Annotated in this window: 1 rRNA gene; it reads right to left on the bottom strand. The window is 56.4% G+C overall.

What is annotated here, in order from left to right:
- Window positions 1–405: 405 nt before the first annotated feature.
- A 16S ribosomal RNA gene (locus GV790_RS28920) occupies window positions 406–516 on the bottom strand; the annotation flags it as partial.

Below are 516 nucleotides of genomic sequence, written 5' to 3'. Positions count from 1 at the left end.
AGGCTTATCGCAGCCTCCTACGTCCTTCATCGGCTCCTGGTGCCAAGGCATCCACCGTACGCTCTTAAACACTTACTAACAAAGATGCTCGCGTCCACTGTGCAGTTCTCAAACAACACACAAGACCAACCCATAACCCAGCACCAGCACCCCAACCCGAAGGAAGAAGCCGGTATGACTGAAGATCAGCCTCGTCGTATTTTTGCCTGGAAAGAACGTCTGTTCTTTCAGGACCCAACAGTGTGTCGATATATCACCCGCGGCACCGGACTCGGCCGGCACCACAATGCGGGAGAGGTTGTCAGCGTTCCACCCATGAGCTCCGCCGGACTACATGTGAGTCCGAAACGGCTCTGGCACAGTCACTTCCGACTCTTCGGAAGGATCTGAGCAGATGCTCCTTAGAAAGGAGGTGATCCAGCCGCACCTTCCGGTACGGCTACCTTGTTACGACTTCGTCCCAATCGCCGATCCCACCTTCGACGGCTCCCTCCCACAAGGGGTTAGGCCACCGGC

The organism is Nocardia cyriacigeorgica (assembly GCF_010858045.1).
GTDB lineage: Bacteria > Actinomycetota > Actinomycetes > Mycobacteriales > Mycobacteriaceae > Nocardia > Nocardia cyriacigeorgica_E.
This window is presented reverse-complemented; position numbering and strand designations above follow the sequence as displayed.